This window comes from Burkholderia sp. Tr-20355 (genome assembly GCF_017104685.1).
Lineage (GTDB): Bacteria > Pseudomonadota > Gammaproteobacteria > Burkholderiales > Burkholderiaceae > Burkholderia > Burkholderia seminalis.
In genome coordinates this window covers 1-26,328 of sequence record NZ_JAAGPK010000115.1, presented here as the reverse complement: position 1 = coordinate 26,328, position 26,328 = coordinate 1, and the positions used below count along the sequence as shown (strand labels likewise).

Genomic DNA, 26,328 nt, shown 5'->3' with positions numbered 1-26,328 from the left:
CCGCCCGCGCCGCGCGGGTGGCGACGACGACAAACGCCCGTCCTATCGCGACAAGGCTGCCGGCGAAGGTGCAAAGCGCAGCTTCGGCGACCGCCGCCCGTCGTCCGACCGTCCGCCGCGTCGTGACGACGATGCGCGCCCGCGCCGCGCGGGTGGCGACGACAAACGCCCGTCCTATCGCGACAAGGCTGCCAGCGAAGGCGCAAAACGCAGCTTCGGCGACCGCCGCCCGTCGTCCGATCGTCCGCCGCGTCGTGACGACGATGGCCGCCCGCGCCGCGCGGGTGGCGACGACGACAAACGCCCGTCCTATCGCGACAAGGCTGCCGGCGAAGGCGCAAAACGCAGCTTCGGCGACCGCCGCCCGTCGTCCGACCGTCCGCCGCGTCGTGACGACGATGCCCGCCCGCGCCGCGCGGGTGGCGACGACGACAAACGCCCGTCCTATCGCGACAAGGCTGCCGGCGAAGGTGCAAAGCGCAGCTTCGGCGACCGCCGCCCGTCGTCCGACCGTCCGCCGCGTCGTGACGACGATGCCCGCCCGCGCCGCGCGGGTGGCGACGACGACAAACGCCCGTCCTATCGCGACAAGGCTGTCGGCGAAGGTGCAAAGCGCAGCTTCGCCGACCGCCGCCCGTCGTCCGACCGTCCGCCGCGTCGTGACGACGATGCTCGCCCGCGCCGCGCGGGTGGCGACGACGACAAACGCCCGTCCTATCGCGACAAGGCATCCGGCGAAGGCGCGAAGCGCAGCTTCGGCGACCGTCCGGCCCGTCCCGCACGCGATGGCGAGCGCCGCTCGTTCGGCGCGGTCAAGACCGCGCAACCGGTCAAGCGTGCGTCGGCCGACGTCGACTACGGCGACGAAACGGGCCTGATGCGCCTGTCGAAGCGGATGTCCGAGCTCGGCATGTGCTCGCGCCGCGAAGCCGACGAATGGATCGAAAAAGGCTGGGTGCTCGTCGACGGCGAACGCATCGACACGCTCGGCACCAAGGTCCGCGCGGACCAGAAGATCGAGATCGACGAGCGCGCGAGCGCCGCGCAGGCCGCGCAGGTGACGATCCTGCTGCACAAGCCGGTCGGCTACGTCTCGGGTCAGGCCGAAGACGGCTACGAGCCGGCGGCCGTGCTGATCACGCGCGCGAACCGCTGGAGCGGCGACCATTCGCCGGTGCGCTTCTCGCCGCAACACCTGCACGCGCTCGCGCCGGCCGGCCGGCTCGACATCGACTCGACCGGCCTGCTCGTGCTGACGCAGAACGGCGTGATCGCGAAGCAGCTGATCGGCGAGCAGTCGGACATCGACAAGGAGTACCTGGTGCGCGTGCGCTTCGGCGAGCGGCTCATCGACATCGACCAGCACTTCCCGGCGGAATCGCTCGCGAAGCTGCGCCACGGCCTCGAACTCGACGGCGTCGCGCTGAAGCCCGCGATGGTCAGTTGGCAGAACGGCGAGCAACTGCGCTTCGTGCTGCGCGAAGGCAAGAAGCGCCAGATCCGCCGCATGTGCGAACTGGTCGGCCTCGAGGTGATCGGCCTGAAGCGCGTGCGCATGGGCCGCGTGATGCTCGGCGCGCTGCCGCAAGGCCAATGGCGCTACCTGTCGGCCGACGAGACGTTCTGAGCGCGGGCACACCCGGTGCGCCATGCAATGAAAAAGCCCGCGCAAGCGGGCTTTTTTCTTGTCCGCCGGACGCGGACGATCAGTCGTCGTCGGTCGGGTCGAGCCCCGGGAACAGCACCTCGGTGAAGCCGAAGCGCGTGAAGTCGGTGATCCGCATCGGATACAGCTTGCCGATCAGGTGATCGTATTCATGCTGGACCACGCGCGCGTGGAACCCGTCGGCGACGCGGTCGATCTTCGCGCCGAACTGGTCGAAGCCGCTGTAGCGCACCTTCGCGTAGCGGCTGACGACGCCGCGCATGCCCGGCACCGACAGGCAGCCTTCCCAGCCCTCTTCCATGTCCGGCGGCATGTACTCGACCTTCGGGTTGATCAGCACGGTCTCCGGCACCGGCGGCGCGTCCGGGTAGCGGTTGTTGTTGCCGAAGCCGAAGATGATGATCTGCAGGCCGATGCCGATCTGCGGCGCGGCCAGCCCGGCGCCGTTCGCGTGATGCATCGTCTCGAACATGTCCGCGACGATTTCGTGCAGTTCGGGGGTATCGAACTGCTCGACCGGCTTGGCGATGTCGAGCAGGCGCGGATCGCCCATCTTCAGGATCTCGCGAATCATGGCGTATTGCCCTCCAGGAGTTGGTGCAGACCGTCTTCGTCCAGCACGGGGATGCCGAGTTCCTCGGCCTTCGCGAGCTTGCTGCCGGCTTCGGCGCCCGCGACCACGTAATCCGTCTTCTTCGATACCGAGCCCGCGACCTTCGCGCCCGCCGCCTCGAGCATCTCCTTCGCGGCATCGCGCGTGAGGTTCGGCAGCGTGCCCGTCAGCACGACCGTCTTGCCGGCCAGCACGCCCTGCGGCGCCTTCGGCGCGGGCGGCCCTTCCGGCCACGTGACCTTGCCCGGCGCGCGCAGCTGCTCGATCACCGTCCGGTTGTGCGCTTCCGCGAAGAACTGGTGGATCGACTCGGCGACGATCGGGCCGACGTCGTTGACTTCGAGCAGTTCCTCGATCGACGCGTCCATGATCGGCGTCAGCGAGCCGAAATGCTTCGCGAGATCCTTCGCGGTCGATTCGCCGACGTGGCGGATGCCGAGGCCGTAGATGAAGCGCGCCAGCGTCGTGTGCTTCGCCTTCTCGAGCGAGTCGAGCAGATTCTGCGCGGACTTCTCCGCGAAGCGGTCGAGCTCGGCCAGCGTCGCGAAACCGAGATTGAACAGGTCGGCCGGCGTGCGCACGAGCTTCAGTTCGACGAGCTGGTCGATGATCTTCTCGCCGAGCCCGTCGATGTCGAGCGCGCGGCGCTGCGCGAAGTGCCACAGCGCCTGCTTGCGTTGCGCCGGGCAGAACAGGCCGCCCGTGCAGCGGGCGATCGCCTCGTCCGGCAGGCGCTCGATCTTCGAGCCGCACACCGGGCATTCGGTCGGCATCACGAATTCGGCCGCGTCGGCCGGACGCCGGTCGAGCAGCGCGCCGACCACCTCGGGAATCACGTCGCCCGCGCGGCGCACGATCACGGTGTCGCCGATCCGGATGTCCTTGCGGCGCACTTCGTCCTCGTTGTGCAGCGTCGCATTGGTCACGGTCGCGCCGCCGACGAACACGGGCTCGAGGCGCGCGACCGGCGTGATCGCGCCGGTGCGGCCGACCTGCACGTCGATCGCGACGAGCTTCGTCAGCGCTTCCTGTGCGGGAAACTTGTGCGCGAGCGCGAAGCGCGGCGCACGCGACACGAAGCCCAGGCGCTCCTGCTCGTCGCGCCGGTTGACCTTGTAGACGACGCCGTCGATGTCGTACGGCAGCGACTCGCGCTTCTCGCCGACCTTGCGGAAGAAATCGAGCAAGCCCTCGGCGCCGTGCACGACCGCGCGCTCGCGGTTCACGGGCAGGCCGAGCGACTCGTACCAGTCGAGCAGCGCGCTGTGCGTGTCGGGCATCGGCATCCCGTCGAGCACGCCGATCCCGTACGCGAAGAACGACAGCGGACGCTGCGCGGTGATCTTCGAATCGAGCTGGCGCAGGCTGCCGGCCGCCGCGTTGCGCGGATTCGCGAATTCGCGCTGCTCGGCCGCGCGCTGGCGTTCGTTCAGGCGTGCGAAATCGCGCTTGAACATCAGCACCTCGCCGCGCACGTCGAGCACGGCCGGTACGTGCTTGCCCTTCAGTTTCAGCGGAATCGAGCGGATCGTGCGCACGTTCTCGGTCACGTCCTCGCCCGTCGTCCCGTCGCCGCGCGTCGAAGCCTGCACGAACACGCCCTGCTCGTAGCGCAGCGAGATCGCGAGACCGTCGAATTTCAGTTCGCACGCGTATTCGACGGGTTCCGTCACCGAGCCGGCGAGATCGGTCGGCTTGTCGAGCGCATCGGCGACACGCTTGTCGAATGCGACGATGTCCTCGTCGGCGAAGCCGTTGTTCAGCGACAGCATCGGCGCGTCGTGGACGACCGGCGTGAAGCCGCCGGCCGCCTCGCCGCCCACGCGCTGCGTCGGCGAATCGGGCGTCACGAGTTCGGGATGGTCGGTTTCGAGCTGCTGCAGTTCGAGGAACAGCCGGTCGTATTCGGCGTCGGGCAGATCCGGCTGGTCGAGCACGTAATAGGCGTGGTTCGCCCGCTCGAGTTGGTCGCGCAGCCACGCGGCACGCGCGTCGGGCTGGCTGGCTGGCGGTTCGGCTTGGGTTCGGGCCATGCTGGCGGCAGATTCGTTCTGAAAAATCGGATGCCCGATTATCTCAGTTTGACGCCGCGACGGGGCGTGCAATGCAAGCCCGACGAGCGTGTTGCGGCGCACACGGAAGGGTGCGCGCCGCAGCGGCGAACGGTGGCGCGCACGCCCGCCGTCCGCGCCGTCGCGTTACTGGCTGAAGAGGCGGCGCGTGACGGCCGAACCGGCCGGGATGCCGGCTTCCTCGAGCTTCGCGTACAACTTCATCAGCTGCTGCTCGATCGCGAGCAGCGTCGATTCCGGCAGCGGCCGGCGCGAATCGTCGACGACGCGCGCGCCGATCCGTTCGGACAGCGATTTCGCGTAGTCGCACATCAACCGGAACGGCAGGATGTCCTCTTCGGCAACCGGCACGTCGAGCACCAGCGTGATCATGTTGCCGCCCTTGTAGGTCAGGTCGTCGCGCAGGAAGTTCGTGTCGCCGAACTGCAGCATGAACACCGGGTTCTGCTTCGCGTCGAGCTTCACGAACCGCGTGCCGTCACGCGACAGCAGCAGCCCGTCCTGCGACGCGACCGCCTGCACGTAGTTCGCCGACCACGGCGCGCCGTCCGACATCACGTTGATCGACAGCTGCGCGTCGCACTGCGCGGCGAATGCGTCGAGCTCGCGCGCCATCGCGACCGTTTCCATCATGTCCGGGAATTCCGGGGCGCCGTCGATCGTGTCGGCGAACTGCTGGACGCCCGTCACGAATTCCGAGAATTCGAGTTCGTTCAGCGCGCCGCTGCGGTTCGCGAGCTGCGCGGCCGCGCGCAGTTCCTCGTAGCGCACGCCGTTCTGCAGCAGCTCCCACTGGCCGCCTTCCGGCTTGCCTTCGATGTGCACGGGCTTGCTGCCCGCGCGGCGCAGCCGCTGCGCGGCCGGCAGGATCTTGTCGCCCGGCAGCGGCCCGGCGAGGCGGATCGGCACGATGCAATCGATCCGGCGATCGACGATCGCGGGCGGCGCCGACGAAATCGTCGTCGCGGCCGGGATCACGGGTTCGGTCGGCTCGGCCGGTTCGGACGCCTCGCCGGTTGCCGCGTGCTCGGCGGCGTGTGCGGCCGCTTCACCGGCGGCCGGTTCGATCGCCTCGGACGGCGTATCGCCGCCGGTCGCCTCGGCCTGCAGATCGGCCGGCGTGTCGGCCGGTGCGACCCCGCCGAACGTCGGTTCGACGCGCGCGACATCCGCCGACGCAGCGGCGGCGGCCGCGACCGGGGCCGCGGGCTCGCGGCGCACCGGCTGACGCACCGGCTCGATGAACGGCAACTCTTCGTCGCGCTCGGGGCGGTTCATCGCCTCGGCCGCTTCCTCCGGCATCGGGCGCGGCATCCTGCGCCGTACTTTCGCGCCCTGCCACGCGTTGTAGACCACGACGCCGCCCACCACGACAGCACCCGCGCCGATCAAACCGAGTGTCAACTCGTCCATGCACGCTCCATCAGCAATTCTTTTTGTCGGGACCGCGAACGGGCGCGTCATGCGCCGCGCGAACGCGATCCGGTTTCGTCAAACGTCAATTCTGGGCAAAACCCGCGGCCGTTTCCATGTCCACCGCGACGATCCGCGACACGCCCTGCTCCTGCATCGTCACGCCGATCAGTTGCTGCGCCATTTCCATCGCGATCTTGTTGTGCGAGATGAACAGGAACTGCGTCTTGTCGGACATCGCGCGCACGAGATTCGCGAAACGCTCGGTGTTCGCGTCGTCGAGCGGCGCGTCGACCTCGTCGAGCAGACAGAACGGCGCCGGGTTCAGCTGGAACATCGCGAACACCAGCGCGGTCGCGGTCAGCGCCTTCTCGCCGCCCGACAGCAGGTGAATCGTCGCGTTCTTCTTGCCCGGCGGCTGCGCCATCACCTGCACGCCGGCATCGAGAATCTCGTCGCCCGTCATGATCAGCTTCGCCTGGCCGCCGCCGAACAGACGCGGGAACAGGTCGCTGAAATGACGGTTGACCTCGTCGAAGGTGCCCTGCAGCAGCGTGCGGGTTTCCTGGTCGATCTTGTGGATCGCATCCTCGAGCGTCGTGATCGCGTCGATCAGGTCGGCCGACTGCGCGTCGAGGAACACCTTGCGCTCGCTCGCGGCCTTCAGCTCGTCGAGCGCGGCCATGTTCACCGGGCCGAGCGCGTTGATCGCGTTGTTCAGGCGCGTGACTTCGCCCTGCAGGTACGACGGCTTCAGGTCCGGCGTCAGCTTCGCGGACAGCGCGGCCTCGTCGACCTCGGCCGCCGCGAGCTGCTCGGCGAACTGCTCGACGGACAGGCGCGCGGCCTGCTCCTTCAGCTGCAGCTCGGTGATGCGGTCGCGCAGCGGCTGCAGCGAGCGCTCGGCCACGAGGCGTTGCTCGTCCGACGCGCGCAGCTTCGCGGTCAGGTCGTCGAGCTCGATCCGTGCGGCCTGCAGCGCCTCTTCCTTCACCGCGCGAATCTCGAGCGCGTCCTGCAGGCCCGTGTGCGCGGTCTGCTCGTTGATCGTCTCGAGTTCGGCGCGCGCGTCTTCGAGCGACCCGGCGACGCGCTCGCTCTGCTCGTGCGCGACCTGGATGCTGCGCTTGAGCTCGTCGATCCGCGTCACCGCGTTGCGCGCGGCGAAGCGCGCGTCGTTCGCGCCGCGCTCGAGGTCGCGCGCTTCCTGGCGCGCCTGCGTCAGCGATTCGTCGAGCGATTCGAATGCGAGCTGGTTGTCTTCGAAGCGCGCCTGCAGCTCCGCGAGCTCGCCGTCGAAGCGCTCGAAATTCGCTTCCGATTCCGCGCGCAGCGCGCGCTGCTCCTCGATCTGCGCGCCGATTTCCTCGAGTTCCTCGCGGATCTGCGTGCTGCGCTGCGTGTAACGTTCGTGCGCCTGCGCCAGCTTCAGCACGTCCATCTGCAGCGCGTGCACGCGCTGGGTCGCACGTTCGGCCTGCGCGCGCACGTCGCCGAGCGCCTGCGTGGCCTGCGTGTGCGCGGCTTCCGCACGCACGGCGGCCGTGCGCGCCTCGTCGGCGAGCAATGCCTGCGCGCGCACCTGGCGCGTCAGGTTTTCGATTTCCTGCTGGCGGGCCAGCATCCCGGCCTGCTCCGAATCGGCGGCGTACAGCTGCACGCCGACGCGCGTGACGATATGGCCGGCCTTGACGACGAACGCGCCGCCTGCCGGCAGCTGCGCACGCGCGGCAAGCGCCTGCGCGACGTCGTCGGCGACGTACACGCTGCCGAGCCAGTCGTTGAGCACCGCGCGGATGCCCGCGTCGTCGATGCGCACGAGCGACAGCACCGGACGCAGCCCGGCCACCGCGGCGGGCGGCTCACCGGCCGCGGGCGGCGCGTAGAACGCGAGCTTCGCCGGCGGCGCATCGGTCGCGAACGCCTTCACCCAGTCGAGATTCGACACTTCGAGCGCCGCGAGGCGCTCGCGCAGCACGGCCTCGAGCGCCGCTTCCCAGCCGGCCTCGACGTGCAGCTTCTTCCACAGACGCGGCAACGCGCCCAGCTCGTGCTTGTCGAGCCACGGCTGCACCTTGCCTTCGGTCTGCACGTTTTCCTGCAGCTGCTTCAGCGCGGCAAGGCGCGCCTCGAGCTGGTGGATCTGCGCGGCTTCGGCCTGCACGCGCTCCTGCGCGGCGCGGCGCTCGCCGTCGAGGCGCGGCACGGTTTCCTGCGCGTCGGCCAGGCGCGCCTGCGCTTCGGCGAGGATCTCTTCCTGCTCGGCCAGCTGCATGCGCAGCTCCTCGAGCTGCGCCTCGTCCGGCGCGTCGAGCCCGCCCGCTTCGCTCTTCAGGCGCTCGTGGCGCTGCTGAAGCTGCTGCAGCTGCTGGTCGGCGTTGCGCTGGTGCGCCGCCTCGAGCTTCAGCGACTGCTCGGTCTGCGCGATCCGCGCGCGCTCGTCGTTGAGCTGCGCCTGCGCGTCGCGCCACTTCGCTTCGAGCGCCGGCAGCGCATCGTGCTTCGCGGCCGCGTTGTCTTCGGCGAGCGCGGCCTTTTCGTCGGCCATCGCGCGGGCCTCCTCGGCCTCCTCCAGCTCGTCCTGCGACTTTTCGGCCTGCGCGCGCCATTGCTCGCGCTGCGCGTTCAGCGCGGCGATCTGCGCCTGCACGCGATTGCGCGATTCGACGATGAACTTGATCTCGGCTTCGAGGCGGCTGACCTCGGCGTTGGCCTCGTAGAGCGCGCCCTGCGCGCCCTGCATCGCGTCGCTCGCCGAGTAGTGCGCGACGCGCAGCGTCTCGAGCTGCGCCTCGACTTCGCGCAGCTTCGCCGTCTGCGCCTCGAGGTCGATCTGCGCCTGCTCGATCGCGCGCTGCTGCTTCTGCTGCTCGCCGGCGGCCTCGTTCTTGCGCAGCAGCCACAGCAGGCGCTGCTTCTCCTCGCCGTCGGCGACGAGTTCCTTGTACCGGGTCGCGACGACGGCCTGCGCCTCGAGCTTCTCGAGGTTCGCGCCGAGCTCGCGGACGATGTCCTCGACGCGCGTCAGGTTCTCGCGCGTGTCGTGCAGGCGGTTCTCGGTTTCGCGGCGGCGCTCCTTGTACTTCGACACGCCGGCGGCTTCCTCGAGGAACACGCGCAGCTCTTCCGGCTTCGCCTCGATGATCCGCGCGATCATGCCCTGCCCGATGATCGCGTAGGCGCGCGGCCCGAGGCCCGTGCCGAGGAAGATGTCCTGGATGTCGCGGCGGCGCGCCGGCAGGTTGTTGATGTAGTAGCTCGACGTGCCGTCGCGCGTGAGCACGCGCTTCACGGCGATCTCGCCGTACTGGCCCCACTGCCCGGCCGCGCGGCCGTCGGAGTTGTCGAAGATCAGCTCGACGCTGGCCCGGCTGCCGGGCTTGCGTGCGGTCGAGCCGTTGAAGATCACGTCCTGCATCGACTCGCCGCGCAGCTCGGAGGCGCGCGACTCGCCGAGCACCCAGCGCACGGCATCGATGATGTTGGACTTGCCGCACCCGTTCGGGCCCACCACGCCGACAAGCTGGCCCGGAACCTGGAAATGCGTGGGATCGACGAAGGATTTGAAGCCAGCGAGTTTGATCGAGCTCAGACGCACGGCGGTATCGGATGTGAAGAAGGTGTGAAACGGACGAGGCCGCACTGCGCGGGGCCGGAGGGCCCCTGCGCGCGACGCGCCCCGGAATTCAAAAACGGGGCCGCGCGCATCCAGCGTTGGGCCCCGCAAACGGCTTCCATCATACCATCGCGCGTGCGCCGTCCCGACCGTCGCCGGGTTTGCCCGATGCGGGCGCGGCACGATGGACCCGGCTCGACAGCAGCGTGGCCAGCACGATGCACGCGCCGCCCGCCCATTCGCGCGCGGTCGGCAGCTCGCTGGCGAACACCCACGCCGACAGCGCGGTGATCACGATCTCGAACAGCATGATGATCGACGCGCGGTTCGCCGGCACGCGGGCGAGGCCGTATTGCACGAGCAGGTTGTTCGACGCCATCGTCACGCCGATCGCGGCGATGATCAGCGCGGCCACGCCGAGCTGGCCGCCTGCCGGCGCGGCCGGCAGCCCTTCGAACAGCGACGCGATCGCGCCGAACACGGCCGCGCCGCCGAACAGCGTCGCGGTGCGCATTTCCGCGCGCATCTCCGGCAGTTCGCGGCTTGCCTTGATCACGAGCACGTTGCTCATCGCGAAGCTCAGCCCGGCCGCGAGGCCGGCCCATTCGGCCGGGTTGGCCGGCAGCGGCAGGCCGAGCTTCGGCGACCACAGCATCAGCATCGCCCCGCCGATCGACAGCGCCGCGAGCCCCGCGCCGGCCCAGGTCAGCCGCTCGCGCAACAGGAAGTGCGCGTAGACCGCGGTCCAGGCCGGGGTCAGGTAGAACAGCAGCATCACGCGCAGCACCTCGCCGTGGATCGTGCCCCACACGAAGCCGAGGTTCGTCACGCCGGCCGTCAACGCGATGCCCGGCAGCACCCAGTGCCAGCGCAGCGTCGCGATCGTGCGGCGCCGCGCGACGACCACGAACAGGAAGGCGACGAGGCTCGTCAGCGCGCTGGCCAGCGTACCCGTCACGCCGAGCGACGCGAGGATCCGCAACGGATACCAGATCAGGCCCCATACCGATGCGCCGATCAGGATGGCCAGCGTCGGCAGGCTGCCGCGTACCGCGTTATTCATTTGGTTCAATACCCTTCATTCCCTTTATTCGGCGGGCCTGGCCGCCGTTCCGGCCGGCCGTGACCGCATTCCGTCACGCTATAATCGTCCGTTGCGACCCGCGCCGTCGGCGCCCGTTCGCAGCCGTGCGGCACGCCCGCCGCTTCTTTCGCTCCAACCGGCCGCGATGGCCGCTTCGCCCGTGAACCCTCGACTCGACTCGCTCCAGCCCTATCCCTTCGAAAAGCTGCGCGCCCTGTTCAAGGACGTGACGCCTTCCGGCGACCTCAAACCGATCAGCTTCGGCATCGGCGAGCCCAAGCACGCGACGCCGGCGTTGATCCGCGACGCCGTGGTGGCCGCCCTCGACGGCCTCGCGTCGTACCCGGCCACGGCCGGCTCGGACGCGCTGCGCACGTCGATCGCGCACTGGCTCGAGCGCCGCTACGGGCTGCCGGCGATCGATCCGGCCACGCAGGTGCTGCCCGTGTCGGGGTCGCGCGAGGCGCTGTTCTCGCTCGCGCAGACGGTGATCGACGCCCGCCCGACCGCGCACGGCGAGAAGGCGATCGTACTCTGTCCGAATCCGTTCTATCAAATTTACGAAGGCGCGGCGCTGCTGGCCGGTGCCGAACCCTATTTCGCGAACAGCGACCCGGCCCGCAACTTCGCGTGCGACTACGCGGCCGTGCCGGATGACGTCTGGGCGCGCACGCAGCTGCTGTACGTGTGCTCGCCGGGCAACCCGACGGGCGCCGTGCTGACGCTCGACGACTGGCGCGAACTGTTCGCGCTGTCCGACCGCCACGGTTTCGTGATCGCGTCCGACGAGTGCTACTCGGAAATCTATTTCGACGAAGCCGCACCGCCGCTCGGCGGCCTCGAGGCCGCGCACCGCCTCGGCCGCGGCTTCGAGCGGCTCGTGATGCTGTCGAGCCTGTCGAAGCGCTCGAACGTGCCGGGCATGCGCTCGGGCTTCGTCGCCGGCGACGCGGCGCTGCTGAAGCAATTCCTGCTGTACCGCACGTACCACGGCGCGGCGCTGTCGCCGGTCTGGCAGCACGCGAGCATCGCCGCGTGGAACGACGAGGCGCACGTGCGCGAGAACCGCGCGCTGTACCTGCAGAAGTTCAATACGGTCACCCCGATGCTCGCCGACGTGATCGACGTGAAACTGCCCGACGCCGCGTTCTACCTGTGGGCCGACGTGTCGCGCACCGGCCTGTCGGACACCGAGTTCGCCCGCCGCCTGTACGCCGACTATAATGTGACGGTTCTGCCCGGCTCGTACCTGGCGCGCGATGCGCACGGCACGAATCCGGGCCGCGATTTCATCCGGATCGCGCTCGTCGCGGGCACCCCCGAATGCGTCGAGGGCGCGCAACGCATCGTCGATTTCTGCCGGGCTCTCGCGCGGTAATCGTCCATCCCGATCAATTCCATCCATCTCCTGCGAAAACGAACATGTCGCAACAACTTCAGCAAATCATCGATACCGCCTGGGAAAACCGCGCCGAGCTGTCGCCCAAGGCCGCGCCCGCCGACGTCCGCGAAGCCGTCGCTCACGCGATCGAACAACTCGACCGCGGCGCACTGCGCGTCGCCGAGAAGATCGACGGCAACTGGACCGTGCACCAGTGGCTGAAGAAGGCCGTGCTGCTGTCGTTCCGCCTGGAAGACAACGCGCCGATGCCGGCCGGCGGCTACTCGCAGTTCTACGACAAGGTGCCGTCGAAGTTCGCGAACTACACGGCCGAAGATTTCGCCGCGGGCGGCTTCCGCGTCGTGCCGCCGGCGATCGCACGCCGCGGCTCGTTCATCGCGAAGAACGTCGTGCTGATGCCGTCGTACACCAACATCGGCGCGTACGTCGACGAAGGCACGATGGTCGATACGTGGGCAACGGTCGGTTCGTGCGCGCAGATCGGCAAGAACGTGCACCTGTCGGGCGGCGTCGGCATCGGCGGCGTGCTCGAGCCGCTGCAGGCGAACCCGGTCATCATCGAAGACAACTGCTTCATCGGCGCACGCTCGGAAGTCGTCGAAGGCGTGATCGTCGAGGAAAACTCGGTGATCTCGATGGGCGTGTACCTCGGCCAGAGCACGAAGATCTACGATCGCGAGACGGGCGAGGTCAGCTACGGCCGCATCCCGGCCGGCTCGGTCGTCGTCGCCGGCAACCTGCCGTCGAAGGACGGTTCGCACAGCCTGTACTGCGCGGTGATCGTCAAGAAGGTCGACGCGAAGACGCGCGCGAAGGTCGGCCTGAACGAGCTGCTGCGAGGCGACTGATGGCCAAGCCGCACACCGTGGTCGTCTACGGCATTCCGAACTGCGACACCGTGAAGAAGGCCCGCGTGTGGCTCGACGATCACGGCGTCGAGTTCGAGTTTCACGACTTCAAGAAGCTCGGCGTCAGCGCGCCGCTGATCGAGGACTGGCTGAAGGACGTGTCGCTCGACGCGCTCGTGAACAAGCGCGGCACCACGTGGCGCGGCCTGGACGACGCCATGAAGGCGGCCGCCGAAACGAAAACCGGCGCGGTCGCGCTGATGACCCACAAGCCGTCGGTGATCAAGCGCCCCGTGCTCGTCGTCAACGGCCGCGTGAAGTCGCTCGGCTTCGTGGCCGATCAATACGCGGCGCTGTTCGCCGCCTAGGGCCGCCCGCGCTGCGCCCGTCGGCGCAGCCCGACGTCCCGTCGCTGCCGGCCACCGCGCCGGCATTTTTTATCGAAAGTGGTCCGAACCATGTCCGCCACCCTAGCCCTTACCGAACAGCTGATCGCCCGCGCGTCCGTGACGCCCGACGACCAGCACTGCCAGCAGATCATGACCGAGCGCCTCGCCGCGCTCGGCTTCGAATGCGAGACCATCGCGTCGCACGGCGTGACCAACCTGTGGGCCGTCAAGCGCGGCGCCGACGGCCGCGCCGGCAAGCTGCTCGCGTTCGCGGGCCACACCGACGTCGTGCCGACCGGCCCGCTCGAGCAATGGACCTCGCCGCCGTTCATTCCCGCCCATCGCGACGGCAAGCTGTACGGCCGCGGCGCGGCCGACATGAAGACGTCGCTCGCGGCGTTCGTCGTCGCGTCCGAGGAATTCGTCGCGGCCCACCCCGGCCACCGCGGCGCGATCGCGTTCCTGATCACGAGCGACGAGGAAGGCCCGGCCACCGACGGCACCGTGAAGGTCGTCGAATTGCTGCAGGAGCGCGGCGAACGCCTCGACTACTGCATCGTCGGCGAGCCGACGTCGACGACCGAGCTCGGCGATGTCGTCAAGAACGGCCGCCGCGGGTCGATGTCGGGCGAACTGGTCGTCAAGGGCGTGCAGGGCCACATCGCGTACCCGCATCTCGCGAAGAACCCGATCCACCTGCTCGCGCCGGCGCTCGCCGAGCTCGCCGCCGAGCAGTGGGACGAAGGCAACGAATATTTCCCGCCGACCACCTGGCAGGTGTCGAACCTGCACGCCGGCACCGGCGCGACCAACGTGATCCCCGGCCACGCCGACCTGATGTTCAACTTCCGCTTCTCGACCGCCAGCACGGTCGAGGGCCTGCAGGCACGCGTGCACGCGATTCTCGACAAGCACGGCCTCGAATACACGCTGAAGTGGTCGGTCAGCGGCCTGCCGTTCCTCACGCCGCGCGGCGAACTGTCGGGCGCGCTGGAGAACGCGATCCGCACCGAGACCGGCATCACGACCGAGCTGTCGACGACGGGCGGCACGTCGGACGGCCGCTTCATCGCACGCATCTGCCCGCAAGTGATCGAATTCGGCCCGCCGAACGGCAGCATCCACAAGATCGACGAGCACATCGAGGTGCGCTTCGTCGATCCGCTGAAGAACGTGTACCGCCGCGTGCTCGAACAACTGATCGCCTGATGGAGCCTCGCATGACGACACCTTTTGCCACCGTTCGCGACCTGCTGCGCTACGCGGTCACGCGTTTCTCGAAGGCGAAGCTCGCGTTCGGCCACGGCTCGGACAATGCGTACGACGAAGCGGCCTACCTCGTGCTGCGCACGCTCGACCTGCCGCTCGACACGCTCGAGCCGTTCCTCGACGCGCGCCTGCTGCCCGACGAGATCGCGGCCGTGCTCGCGGTGATCGAGCGGCGCGCGGCCGACCGCGTGCCGGCCGCGTACCTCACGCATGAAGCGTGGATGCACGGCCACCGCTTCTACGTCGACGAACGCGTGATCGTGCCGCGCTCGTTCATCGGCGAGCTGCTCGACGACGGCCTGCAGCCGTATGTCGCCGACCCCGAGCAGGTCGGCGCGGTGCTCGAACTGTGCACGGGCTCGGGCTGCCTCGCGATCCTCGCCGCGAGCGCGTTCCCGAATGCCGAGATCGACGCGGTCGACCTGTCGGACAAGGCGCTCGAAGTCGCCGAGATCAACGTGCGCGACTACGGCCTCGAGGACCGCATCGGGTTGTACCGCGGCGACCTCTACGCACCGCTGCCCGCCTTCCGCACCGACCCGGGCTCGCGCTACGACGTGATCCTGACGAACCCGCCGTACGTGAACGCGGCGTCGATGGCCGCGCTGCCGCCCGAATACCGGCACGAGCCGGAGATGGCGCTCGCGGGCGGCGACGACGGCATGGACATCGTGCGGCGCATCGTCGCCGAAGCGCACCGCTGGCTGCACGACGACGGCGTGCTCGTCGTCGAGATCGGCAACGAGCGCGAGCACGTCGAAGCCGCGTTCGGCGGCCTCGAACTCACGTGGCTGCCCACCAGCGCGGGCGACGACGCCGTCTTCCTGATCCAGGCGTCGGACCTGCCGCGCAAGGCCTGAGCCTTTCCGGCCCGCCCGCCGTGCGGCGCACCATTGCGCCGCACGGTTGGGTAAGATGCGCGTAGGCGGCCGCCCGGCCGCCCGACTTCAGGAGTCCGTCACGCGCCCATGACCCTCGACTGGCTACATCTCGGCACCCTGATCCTGACCGTCCACGTGCTCGGGATCGTCGCGGCGTGCCACGCGATCATGAACACGCGCACATCGCAAGGCGCGATCGCGTGGGCCGTCTCGCTTGCGGCCATGCCGTACCTGACGCTCGTTCCGTACCTGTTCCTCGGCCGCAGCAAGTTCTCCGGCTACGTCGACGCGCGACGCCACGAGCTGGAAATGTTGCGCATGCACACACCGCGCTCGCCGTGGCTCAGCACCGACGCGACCGACGGTCCGGCCGCCGACGCGCTCGGCCAGTCCGCCGTGCTCGCGCTGACGCGGCTCGGCGGCATGCCGTTCCTCGGCGGCAACTCGGTGCGCACGCTCGTGAACGGCGACGCGACGTTCTCGGCGATCCTGTCGGCGATCGACGCCGCGCGCGACTACGTGGTCGTCCAGTTCTTCATCGTGCGCGACGATGCGCTCGGCCAGACGCTGCGCGACTCGCTGCTCGCGCGCGCGGCCGCCGGCGTGCGCTGCTGCCTGCTGTACGACAGCATCGGCAGCTTCGACCTGCCGCACAGCTACGTCGACACCTTGCGCCGCGGCGGTGTCGAGGTCCATCCGTTCGCGACCAACCGGAAGTTCGTCAACCGCTTCCAGCTGAACTTCCGCAACCATCGCAAGATCGTCGTGGTCGACGGCAATCGCGCGTTCGTCGGCGGCCACAACGTCGGCGTCGAGTATCTCGGCGCGAAACCGCGCCTGTCGCCGTGGCGCGACACGCACATCGAGATCCGCGGCCCGGTGGTCGCGAGCATCCAGTACGTGTTCGCCGAAGACTGGCACTGGGCGACGCAGAAGCTGCCGCCGATCGCGCTGCCGCCGCCGGCCGAGCCCGGCGACGGCATGCATTGCCTCGCGGTGCCGATGGGGCCGGCCGACAAGCAGGAAACCGGCTCGCTGTTCTTCGTCGAGGCGATCAATGCCGCACGCGAGCGGGTCTGGATCACCACACCGTATCTCGTCCCCGACGAGGCGGTGATCTCCGCGCTGAAGCTCGCGGTGATGCGCGGCGTCGACGTGCGCATCCTGATCCCGAGCCGGCGCGATCACTACGTGGTGTTCGAGGCGTCGAAGCTGTACGCGCGCGACCTCGTCGATGCGGGCGTGAAGGTATTCCGCTACCGGCCCGGCTTCCTGCACCAGAAGGTCGTGCTGATCGACCGCATCGCCGCGGCGATCGGCAGCGCCAATCTCGACAACCGCTCGTTCCGGCTCAATTTCGAGATCATGGTGCTGACCGTCGACCGCGCGTTCGCCGGCGAGGTCGAGACGATGCTCGAGGCCGACTTCGCGCAGGCGTACGAGGTCGACGCCAACGAATACCGCCAGTCGCCCGCGTGGCGGCGCATCGCGATGCACGTCGCGCGGCTGTTCGCGCCGATCCTGTAGCGGCCCGGACAACATCGGAGCCGCCCGGCCGCCGCCCTCACAGCAGCTTGTCGATGTCGGCGGCGATTTCCTCGGGCTTCGTCGACGGCGCGTAGCGCTTGACGATGCGCCCGTCGCGATCGACCAGGAACTTCGTGAAATTCCACTTGATCGCCTTGAGGCCGAGAATGCCCGGCGCCTCGTCGGTCAGGTAGCGGTACAGCGGATGCGCGTGATCGCCCTTCACGTCGATCTTCGCGAACATCGGGAACGTGACGCCGTAGTTGCGCTCGCAGAACGCGCCGATCTGCGCGGCGTCGCCCGGCTCCTGCTTGCCGAACTGGTTGCACGGGAAACCGAGCACGAAAAAGCCGCGCGCCGCGTACTGGTCGTACAGCTTCTGCAGGCCCGCGTACTGCGGCGTGAAACCGCACTCGCTCGCGGTGTTGACGATCAGCAGCACCTTGCCGCGATACGCGTCGAGCGGGGCCGGCGCGCCGGCGAGCGTCTCTGCGCTGAACGAATACAGGGTGGACATCGGGCACTCCTTTTACGAAACCGGATCGACGTGGAGTCTAGGCGAAATTGCGCGGTTGCGGCATTCGCCGAGCGGCCGATGCCCGGCGAGCGCGGCGCGCAGTCTAGAATAGCGGTTTTGGCCAGTCATTTCCGCCGTGATCCGTTTCAATCAGTTCAGTCTTGCGCGCGGCACCAAGCCGCTGTTCGAGTCGACCTCGTTCGTGCTCAATCCCGGCGAGAAAGCCGGCCTGATCGGCGCGAACGGCGCCGGCAAGTCGACGCTGTTCGCGGTCCTGCGCGGCGAGCTGCACTCGGACGGCGGCGATTTCTCGATGCCGCCGTCGTGGCGAATCGCCCATGTGTCGCAGGAAACGCCCGCCGTCGACCGCTCGGCGCTCGACTACACGCTCGACGGCGACGCCGCATTGCGCGAGATCGAAGCGCGCATCGCCGCTGCCTCCGCCGCGCATGACGGGGCGGCGGAAGCCGACGCGCACGCGGCGTTCGCCGACGCCGACGGCTACACCGCGCCGGCCCGCGCCGAAGCGCTGCTGCTCGGCCTCGGCTTCACGCTCGCGCAGACGCGCGAATCCGTCGCGAGCTTCTCCGGCGGCTGGCGCATGCGCCTGAACCTCGCGCAGGCGCTGATGTGCCGTTCCGATCTCCTGCTGCTCGACGAACCGACGAACCACCTCGACCTCGACGCGATCGTCTGGCTCGAAGACTGGCTGCACCGCTACCCCGGCACGCTCGTCGTGATTTCGCACGACCGCGAGTTCCTCGATTCGATCTGCAACGTCACGCTGCATCTGGAAAACCGCCAGGTGAAGCGCTACGGCGGCAACTACTCGCAGTTCGAAGTGCTGCGCGCGCAACAACTGGCGCTGCAGCAAAGCGCATACGAAAAGCAGCAGAAGACGATCGAACACCTGCAGAGCTTCGTCGACCGCTTCAAGGCCAAGGCGACCAAGGCCAAGCAGGCGCAGAGCCGGATGAAGGCGCTCGAGAAGATGGAGCTGATCGCGCCCGCGCACATCGCGTCGCCGTTCACGTTCGAATTCCGCACGCCCGACGCCGCGCCGAACCCGATGATGGTGATGGAAGACGTCCGCTGCGGCTACCATGCCGACGACGGCGCGGACATCCCGATCGTCGAGCGCGTCGCGCTGTCGATCCAGAACGGGCAGCGCATCGGCCTGCTCGGCGCGAACGGCCAGGGCAAGTCGACGCTGATCAAGACGCTGGCCGGCACGCTCGCGCCGCTGTCGGGGCACGTCCGCGACGGCAAGGGCCTGACGATCGGCTATTTCGCGCAGCACCAGCTCGAAACGCTGCGCGAGGACGATTCGCCGCTCGCCCATCTGGCGCGGCTCGCGCCCGACACGCGCGAGCAGGAACTGCGGGACTTCCTCGGCGGCTTCAATTTCTCGGGCGACATGGCGACGAGCCCGGTCGGCCCGTTCTCCGGCGGCGAAAAGGCGCGCCTCGCGCTGGCGCTGATCATCTGGCAGAAGCCGAACCTGTTGCTGCTCGACGAACCGACGAACCACCTCGACCTCGAAACGCGCCACGCGCTGACGATGGCGCTCGCGCAGTTCGAAGGCACGCTGATCCTCGTGTCGCACGACCGCCACCTGCTGCGCGCGACGACCGACCAGTTCATGCTGGTCGCGAAGCACCGGCTGCAACCGTTCGACGGCGACCTCGACGACTACCGCGACTGGCTGCTGCAGCATGCGGCCGAGCAACGCGCGGCCGCGAAGGCCGATAGCGCGGCTTCGCCGGGCGCCGGTGCCGCGGCCACCCGCAAGGACCAGAAGCGGCAGGCCGCCGAGGAACGGCAACGCCTGTCGGTGCTGAAAAAGCCGCTGCAGACGCGCATCACGAAGCTCGAAAAGGAAATGGAGACGCTGCACGCGGAGAAGGCGCGGCTCGACGCGTTCGTCGCCGATCCGGCCAGCTACGAGGCCGAGCGCAAGACGGCGCTGACCGACGCGATCCGCAAGCTCGGCGACGTCAACACGCGTCTCGAAACGGTCGAGGCCGACTGGCTCGCCGCACAGGAAGAACTCGAGCAGATCGGCTGATACACGCGCGCGGCGCGCCGGCTGCCCCGGGGCGATTCGACACGTCGCCGGGCACGCTCCGACCCCGGATACGACAAGGCCGGACGCACCGGCCCGGCCTTGCAGACTGGATTGCCGCAGCCCGGCGGTTCGCCGCGCCGCCGGCTCAGCGCCGCGGCAACGTATCGCGCGGCATCTGCTCGTCGTCACTCATCAGGTATCGGCGCCCTTCGGTCGGCCGCCGGATCGCGGCAGCGACTTCCGCTTCCGTCACGTCCTCGGACACGACCTTGCGCGCGAGGCGCCCTTCGTCGTCGATCCATTCGACGATCCGGCATCCGCCGCCCCACGGCTGGCGAATCGGCTCCGACACGCGGCAGCCGCGCAGGTTGTAAAGGCGTCCGCCCGGCGCTTCACCATACGATTTCAACATAGGTTCCCTTCGCATTGCGCGGTTCGACAACCCGGCAAAGGATAGGGAAAAGCGATGTCCGGCGGGTTACAGGAGCCTACATATTCTTTACAACGAATTACGCGCCAGATCGCCGGGCATGCCCGGCCCGCATGCCTGCCCGGCCGGTCACTCGAGATCGCGCACGCGGTCGATCGCCTGCTCGAGGCGATCGACGGCCATCACGTTCAGCCCGTCGATCGGCTGCTTCGGCGCATTCGCCTTCGGGATCAGCGCGGACGTGAAACCGAGCTTCGCGGCCTCGCGCAGCCGCTCCTGCCCGCGCGGCGACGGACGGATCTCGCCCGCCAGCCCCACTTCGCCGAACACGATCAGCCCCTTCGGCAGCGCCTTGTTGCGCATCGACGAATGGATCGCGAGCAGCACCGCGAGGTCGGCCGCCGGCTCGGTGATCTTCACGCCGCCCACCGCATTGAGGAACACGTCCTGGTCGAAGCACGCGATGCCCGCATGCCGGTGCAGCACCGCGAGCAGCATCGCGAGCCGGTTCTGCTCGAGGCCGACCGCGAGCCGTCGCGGGTTCGGCACGTGCGCGGTATCGACGAGCGCCTGGACTTCGACGAGCAGCGGCCGCGTGCCTTCCTGCGTGACGAGCACGCACGAGCCGGGCACGACCTGCTCGTGCTGCGACAGGAACAGCGCGGACGGATTCGCGACGCCGCGCAGCCCGCGCTCGGTCATCGCGAACACGCCGAGTTCGTTGACCGCGCCGAAGCGGTTCTTGAACGCGCGCACGAGCCGGAACGACGAGTGCGTATCGCCTTCGAAGTACAGCACGGTGTCGACGATGTGTTCGAGCACGCGCGGGCCGGCCAGGTTGCCTTCCTTCGTCACGTGACCGACCATGATGATCGCGGTGCCCGACTGTTTCGCGATGCGCGTGAGCTGCGCCGCGCACTCGCGCACCTGCGCGACCGAGCCCGGCGCCGACGTGAGCGCTTCCGAATAGACGGTCTGGATCGAGTCGATCACGGCCACGTCCGGCCGTTCCGTATCGATCGCGGCCTGGATCTTCTCGAGCTGGATCTCGGCGAGCAGCTTCAACTCGTCGGCCGGCGCGCCGCCGTCGAGCAGCGCAAGCCGTTGCGCGCGCAGCGCGATTTGCGCGGCCGACTCCTCGCCGCTGATATAAAGCGCGCGCCGCTCGCTCGCGATATCCGCGAGCGACTGCAGCAGCAGCGTCGACTTGCCGATGCCGGGATCGCCGCCGATCAGGACGACACCGCCCGGGACCAGCCCGCCGCCAAGTACACGGTCGAATTCGCCGATGCCGGTCGAGAAGCGCGGCACGTCGGCCGCTTCGATATCGACGAGACGCTGCACGGGCGCCCGCTTCGCGAGCGACTGGAAACGATGGGCAGCCGGCGATTCGGCGACCGATTCGACGAGCGTGTTCCAGGCCTGGCACGACGGGCACTGGCCCTGCCACTTCGGGGTCTGTCCGCCGCACTCGCTGCAGACATAAACGGTTTTCTGTTTGGCCACGCGCGACGCCCTTATTCCGCTCTCACGGGCACGCGGCCGGCGACCGCGCACATCAGCTCGTAACCGATCGTCCCGCAATGGCGCGCGACGTCGTCGATCGGCAGCGCGTTGCCCCACAGCTCGACACGCGCGCCGACGCCGGCCTGCGGGCACGGGGTCAGGTCGACCGTAATCATGTCCATCGACACGCGGCCGACGATCCGCGTGCGGATGCCGTCGACGATCACCGGCGTGCCTTCGGGCGCGACGCGCGGATAGCCGTCCGCGTAACCGCACGCGACGACGCCGATCCGCATCTGCGCCTGCGCGGAGAAGGTCGAGCCATAACCGATCGCCTGGCCCTTCGCGATCGTCTGCACGGCGATCAGCTCGGACGCGAGCGTCATCGCGGGCTTCAGCCCGGTGTCGGCGATATCGGACGACAGCCCGGACGGCGACGCGCCGTACAGCACGATCCCCGGCCGCACCCAGTCGAAGTGCGTATCCGGATGCCACAGCACGGCCGCCGAATTCGCGAGGCTGCGCGCGCCGGCGATGCTCTCCGCGCCGCGCTCGAAGGTCGCGAGCTGCTCGGCGACGCCGCGCTCGTTGTCCGCATCCGAAAAATGGGTCATCAACGTGATCTGGCCGATGCCGGGACACGCCCGGGCACGCTCCCACGCCGCACGATATTTTTCCGGCACGTAGCCGAGCCGGTTCATCCCGCTGTTCATCTTGAGCTGCACGTTGACGGGCTTCGACAGCCGCGCCGTTTCCAGCATCCGCATCTGCTCGTCGTTGTGGACGGTCGTGGTCAGGCTGTAGCGGTCGATCACGTCGATGTCGGTCGACCGGAAGAAGCCTTCGAGCAGCAGGATCGGGCCGGCCCAGCCGAGCTCGCGCAGCTTCACGGCTTCGTCGAGGTCGAGCAGCCCGAAGCCGTCGGTGCCGCGCAGGCCCGGAAACACGCGGGCGAGACCGTGCCCGTACGCGTTGGCCTTGACGACCGCCCAGACCTTGGACGGGCCGGCAAATCGACGGACGACGGAGAGATTGTTCGCGAGAGCGGCGGTGTGGATGGTGGCGGAGATCGGGCGCGGCATGGGAAATTTACGTAAAGACGCTTGCGAATCATCAGCTTACCGCGCCTTTTGAGCACCGAAGCCGACAATTTGCGGAACGATCGGGGAATCTTGCTAGTCCGAATTGGCGTATTTTCATGTTATAAAGCCGTGCGCACAACCCATTTCGAACGGAATAAGCCGATCGCATACCAGGCGGCCTACGCGGCCCTGCCGCAGCGACGAAAGCATCGCATCAGATGAAAAAAGGTTTTTACACCATCATGGCCGCGCAGTTTTTCTCGTCGCTGGCCGACAATGCGCTCCTCATCGCCGCCATCGCCCTGCTGAAAGACCTCCACGCCCCCAACTGGATGACACCGCTGCTGAAGCTGTTCTTCGTGTTGTCGTACGTGGTGCTGGCGGCGTATGTCGGTGCGTTCGCGGATTCGCGCCCGAAGGGCCGCGTGATGTTCATCACGAACTCGATCAAGGTGATCGGCTGCCTGATCATGCTGCTCGGCGCCCATCCGCTGATCGCGTACGGGATCGTCGGCTTCGGCGCGGCCGCCTACTCGCCCGCCAAATACGGGATTCTCACCGAGCTGCTGCCGGCCGACCGGCTGGTCGCCGCAAACGGCTGGATCGAAGGCACGACCGTCAGCTCGATCATCCTCGGCACCGTGCTCGGCGGTGCGCTGATCAGCCCGCACATCGCCTCGCACGTGATCGCGCACACGCCCGACTGGATCGGCACGCCCGCCGAAGCGGCGATGGCGATCATCATGGCGATCTACGTGGTCGCCGCGCTGTTCAACCTGCGCATTCCCGACACGGGCGCCCGCTACCCGAAGCAGGAACGCGGCCCGGTCAAGCTCCTCACGGATTTCGCCGACTGCTTCATGGTGCTGTGGCGCGACAAGCTCGGGCAGATCTCGCTGGCCGTCACGACGCTGTTCTGGGGCGCGGGCGCGACGCTGCAGTTCATCGTGCTGAAGTGGGCCGAGGTATCGCTCGGCATGTCGCTGTCGGAAGGCGCGATCCTGCAGGCCGTGGTCGCGGTCGGCGTCGCGGCCGGCGCGATCGCCGCCGCCGCCCGGATCCCGCTGAAGAAGTCGCTGACCGTACTGCCCGTCGGCATCATCATGGGCATCGCGGTGATGCTGATGGCGTTCTACACGCGCGACCTGTTCCCGGCGCACTGGGCCGTGCACGTCGGCCACCTGCGCATGCCCGTCTACCTGATCATCGCGTATCTCTTCCTGATCGGCGTCGGCGCGCTGTCGGGCTACTTCGTCGTGCCGATGAACGCGCTGCTGCAGCATCGCGGCCACGTGCTGCTGTCGGCCGGCCACTCGATCGCGGTGCAGAACTTCAACGAGAACCTGTCGGTGCTCGTGATGCTGTGCCTGTACGCGGTACTCGTGTGGCTCGACGTGCCGGTCGGCGTCGTGATCGTGCTGTTCGGCACGTTCGTCTGCCTGACGATGTGGCTCGTGATGCGCCGCCACCAGGCGAACCAGCGTCAGTTCGACTCGGTCGCGCTGATCGGCGAATCGCGGCACTGACGCTACACTTCCCGTTTCCGTCCGCCGGCGCCGGTCTTCGAACCGGCGCGCTGCCCTCATGACGCACCCGATACCCAACCTCCTGACGATCGCCGGCTCCGATTCGGGCGGCGGCGCAGGCATCCAGGCCGACCTGAAGACCTTTTCCGCGCTCGGCGCGTACGGCGCGAGCGTGATCACCGCGCTGACCGCGCAGAACACGCGCGGCGTGACGGGGGTACACGCGCCGGACGCCGCATTCGTCACCGCGCAGCTCGACGCGGTGTTCGACGACATCCGCATCGATGCGGTCAAGATCGGCATGCTCGCGAACGCGGCGATCGTCCACGCGGTCGCCGACGCGCTGCGGCGTTACGCGCCGCGCTTCGTCGTGCTCGACACGGTGATGATCTCGAAGAGTTCGCACGCGCTGCTCGCGCCCGATGCAGTCGATGCGCTGCGCGACGCGCTGCTGCCGCTCGCGACGGTCGTCACGCCGAACCTGCCCGAAGCGGCCGCGCTGCTGGGCGATGCGCCCGCCACCACCGAGGACGACATGGTCCGGCAAGGCCACGCGTTGCTGCAAACGGGCGCGCGCGCGGTGCTGATGAAAGGCGGTCACCTGCCCGACGCGTCCGCGAGCCCCGACTGGCTCGTCGAGGCGGCGCGCACCGTGCGGCTCGACGGCGCGCGCGTGCCGGTCAGCAACACGCACGGCACCGGCTGCACGCTGTCGTCGGCGATCGCCGCACTGCTGCCGCAGCAGCCCGACCTCGAAAGCGCGGTGCGTGAAGCCAAGGCCTACCTGACCGGCGCGATCGCCGCGAGCGGGCACCTCGACGTCGGCCGCGGCGTCGGCCCCGTCCATCACTTTCATCGCTGGTGGTAAGGGCCCGCTGACGCGGCGTCAGTGATCCTGCGCGGCGAACGCCCGCGCACGCGCCGGCCAGTCGTCGGGCACGACGAAGCCGCGCGCCGTTTCGCGCCACGTGCCGTCGCTGCCCTTTTCATGGATGCCGATCAATGAGGGCGCCTCGCGCGTCAGCACGGGCGGCAGTTCCAGGGCCGCCGCCAGCGGTTCGGGTTCGAAGCCGGCATCGGCGGCAACCCGCCGCGGCGCGAGCCACGCCAGCCGCGGCAATACACTCCACGCGAGACCGGCACGCTGCGCGGCCGCCCACGCCCGCCACTGCGCGTGCGTCAGCCAGAATCCACGCGGATGATCCGGCGCGATTTCCGCTGAAACCGGCGGCAACGGCGCGCCGTGCGGATAGAACAGCCAGCCCTTGATGAACATCTGCGCGTCGGACGGCGCGCCATAGCCGAGCCGCGCGAACCCGTCGTGTTCGCCGAGCCGCAACTGGTGATCGAGCAACCGGCCGCGCTTGCGGTCGAACCGGTCGACGAGATTGGGGCCGACGAAATCGGCGAGCGTCGCGCCATCGTGCACCGGTGCGCACAGATAGCACTTCACCGCGAGTTCCCAATGCAGGCGCTGCCCGTCCGGCGCGTCGACGAGGAAATCGACTTCGCCGAGCGTCCTGCCGTTGCTGCGTAGCGGGAGATTGGCCGCGACCAGCCGCAGCGACGGGCCGTGCGTGAGGAAATATTCGAGCAGGCATTCCGCGTAACGGCCGAGCCGGGTCGGCCGGAACCCATCGAGCGCGCGATGCAGCGGCTCGGACTGCGCATCGAGCGCGGCGAGCCACGCTTCGACGGCCGCTCGCCCGGCCGCATCCGGCCACGGCCGCGCAAGCGGCGCGCCCGGCACCGCGGTCAGCAGGCTCGGGCTGGCCAGCAGCCAGCCGAGATCGCGAACCGCGGTATCGCGCAGCGTATCGACGAATGCGTACGCCGCGCCGGTCGTCATTGCCCGGCCGGCCCGCTCGTGTCGGCGCCTTCCGTACGCTGGAACGTGTCGCGCGCAAGGCACAGGTCGGCCCACGCCTTCGACTTGTCCTGCAGGCTGCGCAACAGGTACGCCGGGTGATAGGTGACGATCACCGGCACGCCTTCGTAGGCATGCACGCGGCCGCGCAGCGACGCGATGCTCGCGTCCGTCTTCAGCAGCGTCTGCGCGGCGAAACGGCCGAGCGCGACGATCAGCTTCGGCTTCACGAGCGCGACCTGGCGCTGCAGATAAGGCTCGCAGCTGGCGACCTCGTCCGGCTCCGGGTTGCGGTTGCCGGGCGGGCGGCACTTGATCACGTTCGCGATGTACACGTTGTCGCCACGCTTGAGGGACAGCGACTGCAGCATGTTGTCGAGCAGCTTGCCGGCCTGGCCGACGAACGGCTCGCCCTGCTTGTCCTCGTTTTCGCCCGGCGCTTCACCGATCAGCATCCAGTCGGCTTCGCGGTCGCCGACGCCGAACACCGTGTTGGTCCGCTTCTCGCACAGCCGGCACAGCGTGCAGTCGGCCACGCGCGCGGCCAGCGCA

The 26,328-nt window shown here is 68.7% G+C and carries 21 protein-coding genes; 10 read left to right on the top strand and 11 right to left on the bottom strand.

Translation table 11 applies throughout. The features are described from left to right. A partial coding sequence (locus G3N62_RS24435; RefSeq protein WP_206141320.1) for a pseudouridine synthase occupies positions 1–1,627 on the top strand: 1,627 nt, incomplete at its 5' end. Between the two features lie 79 nt (positions 1,628–1,706). Here the strand turns inward: G3N62_RS24435 and def are convergent. The 5 genes from def to G3N62_RS24410 form a co-directional block, all read right to left on the bottom strand. Next, entirely contained in the window at positions 1,707–2,240 is a 534-nt protein-coding gene (gene def, locus G3N62_RS24430) for a peptide deformylase (protein WP_034188851.1), read from the bottom strand. Continuing rightward, positions 2,237–4,312, bottom strand: a complete 2,076-nt coding sequence (gene ligA / locus G3N62_RS24425) for an NAD-dependent DNA ligase LigA (protein WP_124669734.1) — start codon at positions 4,310–4,312, stop codon at positions 2,237–2,239. Before ligA ends, def begins: the two co-directional genes overlap by 4 nt. Positions 4,313–4,477: 165 nt before the next feature. Then, a complete protein-coding gene (locus tag G3N62_RS24420) occupies positions 4,478–5,764 on the bottom strand; it encodes a cell division protein ZipA C-terminal FtsZ-binding domain-containing protein (protein ID WP_124669735.1) in 1,287 nt (428 codons plus the stop codon). A gap of 85 nt (positions 5,765–5,849) precedes the next feature. After that, complete coding sequence (gene smc, locus G3N62_RS24415; RefSeq protein ID WP_124669736.1) at positions 5,850–9,362, bottom strand: chromosome segregation protein SMC; 3,513 nt, start codon at positions 9,360–9,362, stop codon at positions 5,850–5,852. Between the two features lie 139 nt (positions 9,363–9,501). Continuing rightward, positions 9,502–10,443, bottom strand: a complete 942-nt coding sequence (locus G3N62_RS24410) for a DMT family transporter (protein ID WP_034188855.1) — start codon at positions 10,441–10,443, stop codon at positions 9,502–9,504. 166 nt (positions 10,444–10,609) lie between these two features. Here G3N62_RS24410 and dapC point away from each other — a divergent pair, with 166 nt between their 5' ends. From dapC to cls, 6 genes are all read left to right on the top strand, one after another. Beyond that, complete coding sequence (gene dapC, locus G3N62_RS24405) at positions 10,610–11,842, top strand: succinyldiaminopimelate transaminase (RefSeq protein WP_124669737.1); 1,233 nt, start codon at positions 10,610–10,612, stop codon at positions 11,840–11,842. A gap of 44 nt (positions 11,843–11,886) precedes the next feature. Further along, positions 11,887–12,714 carry a 2,3,4,5-tetrahydropyridine-2,6-dicarboxylate N-succinyltransferase gene (gene dapD / locus G3N62_RS24400; protein WP_006759623.1) on the top strand — a complete coding sequence of 276 codons (828 nt, stop codon included), beginning with the start codon at positions 11,887–11,889 and terminating at the stop codon, positions 12,712–12,714. Next, positions 12,714–13,082, top strand: coding sequence for an ArsC family reductase (locus tag G3N62_RS24395; protein WP_124669738.1), 369 nt, complete (start codon positions 12,714–12,716; stop codon positions 13,080–13,082). The genes dapD and G3N62_RS24395 overlap by 1 nt, the downstream gene beginning before the upstream one ends. Before the next feature lie 90 nt (positions 13,083–13,172). Next, a complete protein-coding gene (gene dapE, locus G3N62_RS24390) occupies positions 13,173–14,312 on the top strand; it encodes a succinyl-diaminopimelate desuccinylase (protein ID WP_049030978.1) in 1,140 nt (379 codons plus the stop codon). Positions 14,313–14,323: 11 nt separating this feature from the next. Beyond that, the gene (gene prmB, locus G3N62_RS24385) at positions 14,324–15,232 is read left to right on the top strand and encodes a 50S ribosomal protein L3 N(5)-glutamine methyltransferase (RefSeq protein WP_034188858.1); all 909 of its coding nucleotides are present in this window, start codon (positions 14,324–14,326) and stop codon (positions 15,230–15,232) included. A 108-nt stretch (positions 15,233–15,340) separates the two neighbouring features. Then, on the top strand, positions 15,341–16,780 hold the full coding sequence (gene cls, locus G3N62_RS24380) for a cardiolipin synthase (protein ID WP_034188859.1): 1,440 nt from the start codon (positions 15,341–15,343) through the stop codon (positions 16,778–16,780). A 37-nt stretch (positions 16,781–16,817) separates the two neighbouring features. Here the strand turns inward: cls and G3N62_RS24375 are convergent, their stop codons facing one another. Next, on the bottom strand, positions 16,818–17,297 hold the full coding sequence (locus tag G3N62_RS24375; RefSeq protein WP_034188860.1) for a glutathione peroxidase: 480 nt from the start codon (positions 17,295–17,297) through the stop codon (positions 16,818–16,820). A gap of 136 nt (positions 17,298–17,433) precedes the next feature. Here G3N62_RS24375 and G3N62_RS24370 point away from each other — a divergent pair, with 136 nt between their 5' ends. Beyond that, a complete protein-coding gene (locus G3N62_RS24370) occupies positions 17,434–19,365 on the top strand; it encodes an ATP-binding cassette domain-containing protein (RefSeq protein ID WP_034188861.1) in 1,932 nt (643 codons plus the stop codon). 145 nt (positions 19,366–19,510) lie between these two features. Here G3N62_RS24370 and G3N62_RS24365 read toward each other — a convergent pair whose 3' ends face one another. The 3 genes from G3N62_RS24365 to alr form a co-directional block, all read right to left on the bottom strand. Continuing rightward, positions 19,511–19,777: a DUF2866 domain-containing protein gene (locus G3N62_RS24365; protein ID WP_034188862.1), complete on the bottom strand. Its 267-nt coding sequence runs from the start codon at positions 19,775–19,777 to the stop codon at positions 19,511–19,513. A 147-nt stretch (positions 19,778–19,924) separates the two neighbouring features. After that, positions 19,925–21,301 carry a DNA repair protein RadA gene (radA, locus tag G3N62_RS24360; protein ID WP_049028281.1) on the bottom strand — a complete coding sequence of 459 codons (1,377 nt, stop codon included), beginning with the start codon at positions 21,299–21,301 and terminating at the stop codon, positions 19,925–19,927. An 11-nt stretch (positions 21,302–21,312) separates the two neighbouring features. Then, a complete protein-coding gene (alr, locus tag G3N62_RS24355) occupies positions 21,313–22,383 on the bottom strand; it encodes an alanine racemase (RefSeq protein ID WP_034188864.1) in 1,071 nt (356 codons plus the stop codon). A 218-nt stretch (positions 22,384–22,601) separates the two neighbouring features. On the opposite strand from alr, the gene lplT reads away from it, so the two are divergent. Both lplT and thiD read left to right on the top strand, forming a co-directional pair. Continuing rightward, positions 22,602–23,909 (top strand): lysophospholipid transporter LplT, encoded by a 1,308-nt coding sequence (gene lplT / locus G3N62_RS24350; protein WP_124669739.1) that lies wholly within the window; start codon positions 22,602–22,604, stop codon positions 23,907–23,909. Positions 23,910–23,967: 58 nt separating this feature from the next. Continuing rightward, the gene (thiD, locus tag G3N62_RS24345; protein WP_059561871.1) at positions 23,968–24,777 is read left to right on the top strand and encodes a bifunctional hydroxymethylpyrimidine kinase/phosphomethylpyrimidine kinase; all 810 of its coding nucleotides are present in this window, start codon (positions 23,968–23,970) and stop codon (positions 24,775–24,777) included. Between the two features lie 18 nt (positions 24,778–24,795). Here thiD and G3N62_RS24340 read toward each other — a convergent pair whose 3' ends face one another. Further along, positions 24,796–25,758, bottom strand: coding sequence for a DUF1853 family protein (locus G3N62_RS24340; RefSeq protein ID WP_124669740.1), 963 nt, complete (start codon positions 25,756–25,758; stop codon positions 24,796–24,798). After that, a partial coding sequence (locus G3N62_RS24335) for a uracil-DNA glycosylase (protein ID WP_206141319.1) occupies positions 25,755–26,328 on the bottom strand: 574 nt, incomplete at its 5' end. The genes G3N62_RS24335 and G3N62_RS24340, both read right to left, overlap by 4 nt.